Genomic DNA, 6,915 nt, shown 5'->3' with positions numbered 1-6,915 from the left:
CTCGACCCGTACGTCGTGCTTGCCGTGCCACACGGTCGCCCGCATGATCGATCACTTCCTCGCGGTTGTCCCTCACGGCAGGACCATCGGGTACCTGAGGACACGCCGGTGAACCGCCCGTCCGCATGCTCATCTGGCCGGTCAGTGCCGGGGGCGTTAGAGACCGTACGGTCCGGGAACGCGTGACTGGGGCACCGAATCGGTTCACCGACGAGCGGAAGCGGACGACGCTACCACCGTCGCCCTCGTGGCCGGGGCGACCGGTACGGCCGTCACGGTGCGCCGCCACCGACGACGTTGAGCCGAACCGGAGGGTGACTCCCATGTCCATCAAGGTGTCCGACTACGTCCTGCAGCGGCTTCGCGAATGGGACGTCGAGCACGTCTTCGCCTATCCCGGTGACGGCATCAACGGACTGCTCGCCGCCTGGGGCCGGGCGGACGACAACCCGCGGTTCGTCCAGGCCCGCCACGAGGAGATGGCCGCCTTCCAGGCGGTGGGGTACGCCAAGTTCTCCGGCAGGGTCGGCGTCTGCGCGGCCACGTCGGGCCCCGGCGCCATCCATCTCCTCAACGGCCTGTACGACGCGAAGCTCGACCACGTTCCGGTGGTGGCGATCGTCGGGCAGACCAGCCGCAGCGCGATGGGCGGCTCGTACCAGCAGGAGGTGGATCTGCTCAGCCTGTTCAAGGACGTCGCCTCGGAGTACGTGGAGATGGTGACCGTCCCCGAGCAGCTGCCGAACGTCATCGACCGGGCGATGCGGGTGGCGGCCGCGAAGCGGACGGTCACGGCCGTGATCATCCCGGCCGATGTCCAGGAACTCGACTACTCCCCGCCGCAGCACGCGTTCAAGATGGTGCCGTCCAGCCTGGGCATGCCGTCCTTCACCCTGGTCCCCGACGAGGCCGATCTGGACAGGGCGGCCGAGGTGCTCAACGCGGGCGAGAAGGTGGCCGTCCTCATCGGTCAAGGAGCGCGCGGCGCACGGCCCGAGGTGGAGCAGCTGGCCGACACGCTCGGCGCCGGTGTGGCCAAGGCGCTGCTCGGCAAGGACGCGCTGTCGGACGAACTGCCGTACGTCACGGGGGCGATCGGCCTGCTGGGAACCCGGCCCAGCTACGATCTGATGCAGGACTGCGACACCCTGCTGGTGATCGGTTCCAGCTTCCCCTACAGCCAGTTCCTGCCGGAGTTCGGCAAGGTCCGCGCGGTGCAGATCGACATCGACCCCTTCATGGTCGGCCTGCGCTACCCGTTCGAGGTGAACCTCGTCGGCGACGCCAGGACGACCCTGACGCGGCTGCTGCCGAAGCTGGAACGCACGAAGCACGGCAGCTGGCGCAGGAAGATCGAGAAGGACACGGCCCGCTGGTGGGAGGTCATGGAGCGCCGTGCCGGCGTCGAAGCGGACCCGATCAACCCCGAGTACGTCGTGCACGCGCTGGACGCGCTCCTGCCCGAGGACGTCATCCTGGCCGCCGACTCCGGTTCCGCGGCCAACTGGTACGCCCGGCACCTGCGGATGCGCGGCAGCATGCGCGGTTCCCTGTCCGGCACGCTCGCCACCATGGGGCCCGGTGTGCCGTACGTGATCGGCGCGAAGTTCGCCCACCCGGACCGCCCGGCGATCGCCCTGGTCGGTGACGGGGCGATGCAGATGAACGGGATGGCGGAGCTCATCACCGCCGCCAAGTACTACCGCGAGTGGTCCGATCCGAGGATGGTCGTGGCCGTGCTCAACAACGGCGACCTCAACCAGGTGACCTGGGAGATGCGCGCCATGTCCGGAGCGCCGCAGTTCCTGCCCTCCCAAGCCCTGCCGGACGTCGCCTACGCCGACTTCGCCCGCTCCATCGGCCTGGACGGCCTCCGCGTGGAGAAGCCGGGCGAGGTCGAGGGGGCCTGGCAGCGGGCGCTGGCCGCGGACCGCCCGTTCGTCCTGGACTTCCGCACCGACCCCGCCGTCCCGCCGATCCCGCCGCACGCCACGCTGGACCAGATCGAGGCGGCGGCCGCGTCCGTCCTCAAGGGGGACTCCGACCGCGCCGCCATGGTCCGGCAGGGCTTCAAGGCGAAGGTGCAGGAGATGCTGCCCGGCCGCGGGCGCCACGGCAACGGCGAACCGTGAGCCCGCCCGCCGCGACCGGGGGGCCGCGGCTCAGGTGCCGGGCGCGCGGTCGCCGAGCACCGGGAGCAGTTGCAGCTTCTCGTGGGTCTCCGAGCCCGGGGTGGCGGTGTAGACGAGCAGGGACTGGCCTTGGTCGGCGTCGTACAGCACCTGGCAGTTCAGTTCGAGCAGCCCCAGCTCCGGGTGGAGCAGACGCTTCACCTCGCCGCACCGCACACCGATCTCGTGTGCCTGCCACAGGTCGCGGAACTCCGGGCTCTGGGCGAGCAAGGCCTCGACGATGGCCCCGGCCCGCGAGTCCGCGCCGAGCCGGGAGTAGACCGCGCGCAGGTCGGCGACGAAGCGGCGGCTCAGCCCGGGCCGGTCGTCCTCGTGGTAGGCATGCCTGGCGGCGGGGTCGGTGAACCAGCGGTAGACGAAGCTGCGGGCCGGTCCGGTGAAGCGCGTCTCGTCCCCGAGCAGCGCGCCCGACAGGCGCGTCTGCAGCAGGGTCTCCCCCAGCGCGGTGATCCAGCGCGGTGATCCAGCGCGGCGACCACCGGCCCGATGTCCTCCGGCTCCCCGACGCGGCCGAGCGCCGCCCGCTCGGCCATCGCCGTGCGCAGCCCCTCGTCGACGACGTCCGTCCCCGCGGCGCCCAGCGCGAGGGCCGTGGCCCGGCCCAGTCCCCGGTTGCCGCCGGTGATCACCGCGATCCCGTTCACGCTCATGTTCAGCTCTCCTGCATCCTCGGTCCGCGGTCGGGGCCCTGGCCGGGCCCCGAACCGCTCACCACCAGGTTCGGCGGGGGCGCCGCACGGATGAAGGCATCACCGATCCAGGGAGCGCCGGTCCTCCTTTGGCGGGGTCGCCCGAGGAACGCGGATCCGATCAGGCGGGGTTCCGGCGGATCCACCACACGGACAGGGCGGCCAGCGCGACGCCCAGTGCCAGGCACAGGCCCGTGGCCGTCCATTGCAGCGGCCAGAAGTCCGACACGGGGTGGTACTCCGCCCAGCGGCCGCTGATGCCGCGGGAGGCGAGGCACTGCTTCACGTTCCCGGCGGCGTAGCAGTCCCAGGCCTCGGCCACGCGCCGCCCGTCCTTGGACAGCGGGCCGTCCGCCAGCAGCCACGCGGTCCTGGGGGCCGGCGGTTCCGAGGTGTGCTGCGCGTACGCGGTGCTGACCGGCCAGATGCCGGGCCGGACCGCTTCCAGCAGGGCGAACAGCCCGGCGCCGGTGACGAGGGTCGCCCCCATGGCCAGGACGGTACGGCGCAGGACGAGGCCGAGGGTCGTCCCGAGGAGGTAGAGCAGGACGCTGAGGCCGACGACGACCGGCCCGACCCCGTAGAACGGGTACCACATGTGCCAGTCGAACAGGGGGCCCATGGCCTTGGCGACGGGGTGCCACCACCAGGTCATGGCGGCGGCGATGACGCCGCTGACGACCGCGGTCATGGCGAGCGGCACACCCAGCTTCGCCGCGAACCAGCGCATGCGGGTCACGGACTGGGTGGCCACCGTGCGGTACGTGCCCGATTCCAGCTCCTGCGCGAGCTGTGGCCCGCCGAGGAACAGCCCGAACAGGAACGGCAGCAGCAGCATCGCCTGGAGCGGCCGCCGCATCGGGAACTGGTACCGCTGCCCGAACGTGTTGAGGCGGCCGAGGCAGGAGTCGGAGTACTCGTGGCCGTGGCAGGCGTCGAGGTGCTGCGCGGCGACGGCCGCGGCGATGTGCTGGTGCTGTACGACGGCGTAGACGGCGATCGCTGCCGCGGCCGCCAGTCCGATCCAGAAGGCGGTGCGGTTCTGCCGCCAGATCAGCCAGGTCAGCCCGTGCAGTCGCGGTCGGCGGCGGACGACGGTGCGCGTGCCGGTGCGGGTGCCGATGCTCATGCCGCCACCACCTCGCGGCCGTTGGTGACCTGCGCGCTCGGGGTGAGCAGCGCGGGTGCGTCGGGCGTCCTGAGGTACCCGAGGACGAGCTCCTCCAGGGTGGCGGCGCGGTGGTCGGCGTCGTGGGGCGGTGCGTCGGGGGTCCGCACCAGCGAGGTGAACCCTCCGTCGCTGCCGGTGGTCGCGATGACCTGGTGGCCGTCCAGATCCTCCCGTCGGCGCGTGGTGAGCTGCCGGTGCCCGGCGAGGAGGAGTTCCACCTCGCCGGCCAGCCGGACGGTGCCGTTGTTGACGAGCACGAGGTAGTCGCAGGCGCTCTCCAGCTCGGAGACCAGGTGCGAGGACATCACGACGGTCGAACCGTGCCGCCGGGCCTCGGACTGGAGGATGTCGGTCATCTGGTGCCGGACCAGGGGGTCCAGGTCGGCCATCGGCTCGTCCAGGAGCATCAGGCGGGGGCGCTTGCCCAGGGCGAGGGCGAAGGCGACGCGGGTGGCCTGTCCGCCCGAGAGGGTGCCGACCCGGGCGTTCAGGGGGACCCCGCCGGCGTCGATGACGGACTCGGCGGTCTCCTGGTGCCAGGTGGGGTTCAGCTCCTGGCCCATGCGCAGGACCTCGCTGACGCGGAACCGCGGGTAGAGGGCCTTCTGCTGGCTGAGGAACGCGGTGCTCCGGCGGGCCCGCGCGCTGCCGGGACGGTGCCCGGACAGCGTGATCGTGCCGGTGGTCGGCGTGATCAGGTCGGCGGCCAGGGACAGCAGGGTCGTCTTGCCCGCGCCGTTGGGGCCGACGAGCGCGCAGACGCGCCCCGCGGGCAGGCGGAAGGAGGTGTCGCGCAGCGCCCACCCGCGGCGGTAGCGCCTGCCCAGCCCGATGGTCTCGACGGCGGGGACGATGGGGGAATCGGTCATGACGTGGTGGCCCGTGTGGTCTTCCTGTGCGTCCCGGTCATTCACCGGCCGGAGGGGCGGCCGGGGCCGCGGCGTACCGGCGGCGCCAGAACAGGGCCAGCAGCGCGGCACCCACGGCGAAGAGGGCCAGGTGGGGCAGTCCGGGGACGGTCAGGGCGGCGCCCCAGAGGGCCAGATGGGCGAGCAGCCGCCCGGCCAGCGGCACACCGCCTAGCAGGAGGAGCGCCACACCGAGCAGGCCGGCGGCGAGCGGTGCGGGGCGCTGGGCCAGGGGGACGGTGTCCGTACGCGAAGTTCGGTTCATGGAAAGGACGCTATGGCGCGGGCCCGGCGCCGGACTTCGGCAGAAAGTCTGCGTTCCACGGGTGACGAAAGTCGCCACCGGCGGCGGCACCCATACCTTCGTCTATTGCTTCGCGCCGCCCGGGCCCGGAGCGTCGCTCCCGGCCGGTTCGCCGGCCTCCGTGCGCCCCGAGGTGTCCAGGGCCGCTCCGGGGCGCACCCTGGAGATGCGGCCCCGCTCCCGCTTGCCGAATCCGCCCTCGGGGCGGGGCCGCCCGGCGTCCGTCCGCCGGCCTGGGCACCCCGCCCCTCGTGCCCAGGTCAGGCCTCGACGCCGCGCAGGCTCCGGAGGTCGTCCGCCGCCTGCTGGCGCAGCACGGGCACGAGCGGCCGCACCGGCTCCGGGAGGGCGGCGAGCATGAGTGCGACCTCCTCGGCGGACCCCACCTCGTCGAGGAATCCGATCATCAGGTGTCCGGCCACGGGCGGCGTGGTGGCGATCACCCGCTGCGAGAAGTCCGCCCAGTACTCGGGCGTGATGTGCTCCCGCAGTGCCGGGAAGAGGACGGGCTCTTCGTGGGCCAGGTGGCTGTGCACCGTGTCGCGTACGGCGACGGCCGCCTCGCGGAGCGCGGCCCGGGCTCCGTCGCCCTCCACGTCGCCCAACTCGACGGCGGCGAGCCGGTCGAGGCCCTCGTCCAGGCGCTCGTGTTCCGCGCTCAGCTCCTTGAGCGCGTCCGCGGCCGACGGTGCGGTCGTCAGGATCCGCGGCCACAGGTCCTCGTCCTCGGTCTCGTGGTGGTGGCGGAGGTTCACCACGAGGAAGTCACGCAGCTGGGCCAGCGTGCTCAGGGGTGCGGAAGGCCGAACGGCCGCCTCCGCCAGCAGTGTCGTGGCTACGCGGTGGACCTCGTGGGCGAGCCGGGTCTCGATGACGGCCATGGGCTCTTGGGAGGAGTGGTTCATGGGGCGGAACATATTCATTAGAAGTAATTATTGTCAATATAGTCACTTACGGTGGAGGGGTACGATGCGTCGGTGACGAGCCGGAAGTACCACTCCCCGCTGCGCGCCCATTCGGCCGCGAGCACGCGCGAAGCGATCCTGAACAGCGCCCAGGCGCTCTTCCTCGCCCGTGGATACGCCGGGGTGACCATCGGGGAGATCGCGGAGGCGGGGAAGGTCGCCGTGCCCACGGTGTACAGCAGCGTGGGGAACAAGCCGAAGATCCTGACGGCCTTGCTGGAGCCGGCCCTCACCGACCCCGCCATCGCCGACTCCCTCGCCGCCGTCGACACCAGCGACGACCCGCGCGCCGTCGTCGAGCTGACCGCCGCGGGCACCCGGCTCACGCACGAACGCCACTGGGAGCTGGTGTACGGGCTCTTCTACCGGGATCCGCCCGGGGAACCGGCTGTCAAGGCGGTGCTGGACAAGGGGGCGGACGACTACGTCCAGGCCCTGAACCGGGTCGCGGACCGCCTCGTGGCGCTCGACGCGCTCCGCTCCGAGGTGAGTCGCGCCGAGGCCGTCGACGTGCTGTGGTTCCACCTCGGCCCGCACGCCTGGATCACGCTCGTCGGCGAACGGGGCTGGGCCTTCGACCGCGCCCAGACCTGGATCGCCCGTGCCGCCTGCCGGGAACTGCTCAAGCAGGCCTGAGGCGACCGTCTCCCTCGACCAGGTGCCCGAGGGCTACCGGGCGATGGACC

At 72.1% G+C, this 6,915-nt stretch carries 7 protein-coding genes; 2 read left to right on the top strand and 5 right to left on the bottom strand.

What is annotated here, in order from left to right; genetic code table 11:
• Positions 1 to 323: 323 nt before the first annotated feature.
• Positions 324 to 2,132, top strand: a complete 1,809-nt coding sequence (locus tag ABZ312_RS36075) for a thiamine pyrophosphate-requiring protein (protein WP_500439540.1) — start codon at positions 324 to 326, stop codon at positions 2,130 to 2,132.
• A gap of 30 nt (positions 2,133 to 2,162) precedes the next feature.
• Here ABZ312_RS36075 and ABZ312_RS36070 read toward each other — a convergent pair whose 3' ends face one another.
• The 5 genes from ABZ312_RS36070 to ABZ312_RS36050 all read right to left on the bottom strand — a co-directional run bounded on the left by ABZ312_RS36070 (position 2,163) and on the right by ABZ312_RS36050 (position 6,169).
• Positions 2,163 to 2,633, bottom strand: coding sequence for an MmyB family transcriptional regulator (locus tag ABZ312_RS36070; RefSeq protein WP_500439541.1), 471 nt, complete (start codon positions 2,631 to 2,633; stop codon positions 2,163 to 2,165).
• Positions 2,634 to 3,002: 369 nt separating this feature from the next.
• Positions 3,003 to 4,010: an ABC-2 membrane transporter-related protein gene (locus ABZ312_RS36065; RefSeq protein WP_500439539.1), complete on the bottom strand. Its 1,008-nt coding sequence runs from the start codon at positions 4,008 to 4,010 to the stop codon at positions 3,003 to 3,005.
• Complete coding sequence (locus tag ABZ312_RS36060) at positions 4,007 to 4,921, bottom strand: ABC transporter ATP-binding protein (RefSeq protein ID WP_500329097.1); 915 nt, start codon at positions 4,919 to 4,921, stop codon at positions 4,007 to 4,009. Before ABZ312_RS36060 ends, ABZ312_RS36065 begins: the two co-directional genes overlap by 4 nt.
• Positions 4,922 to 4,958: 37 nt before the next feature.
• Entirely contained in the window at positions 4,959 to 5,225 is a 267-nt protein-coding gene (locus ABZ312_RS36055; RefSeq protein ID WP_500329098.1) for a hypothetical protein, read from the bottom strand.
• 299 nt (positions 5,226 to 5,524) lie between these two features.
• Positions 5,525 to 6,169 (bottom strand): hemerythrin domain-containing protein, encoded by a 645-nt coding sequence (locus tag ABZ312_RS36050; protein ID WP_500329099.1) that lies wholly within the window; start codon positions 6,167 to 6,169, stop codon positions 5,525 to 5,527.
• Positions 6,170 to 6,241: 72 nt separating this feature from the next.
• Between ABZ312_RS36050 and ABZ312_RS36045 the strand changes: the two genes are divergently transcribed.
• Positions 6,242 to 6,865 carry a TetR/AcrR family transcriptional regulator gene (locus ABZ312_RS36045; protein ID WP_500329100.1) on the top strand — a complete coding sequence of 208 codons (624 nt, stop codon included), beginning with the start codon at positions 6,242 to 6,244 and terminating at the stop codon, positions 6,863 to 6,865.
• The last annotated feature ends 50 nt before the right edge of the window (positions 6,866 to 6,915 follow it).

Origin of the sequence: Streptomyces sp. NPDC006207, from assembly GCF_040613835.1 — a bacterium.
Taxonomy (GTDB): domain Bacteria; phylum Actinomycetota; class Actinomycetes; order Streptomycetales; family Streptomycetaceae; genus Actinacidiphila.
This window is presented reverse-complemented; position numbering and strand designations above follow the sequence as displayed.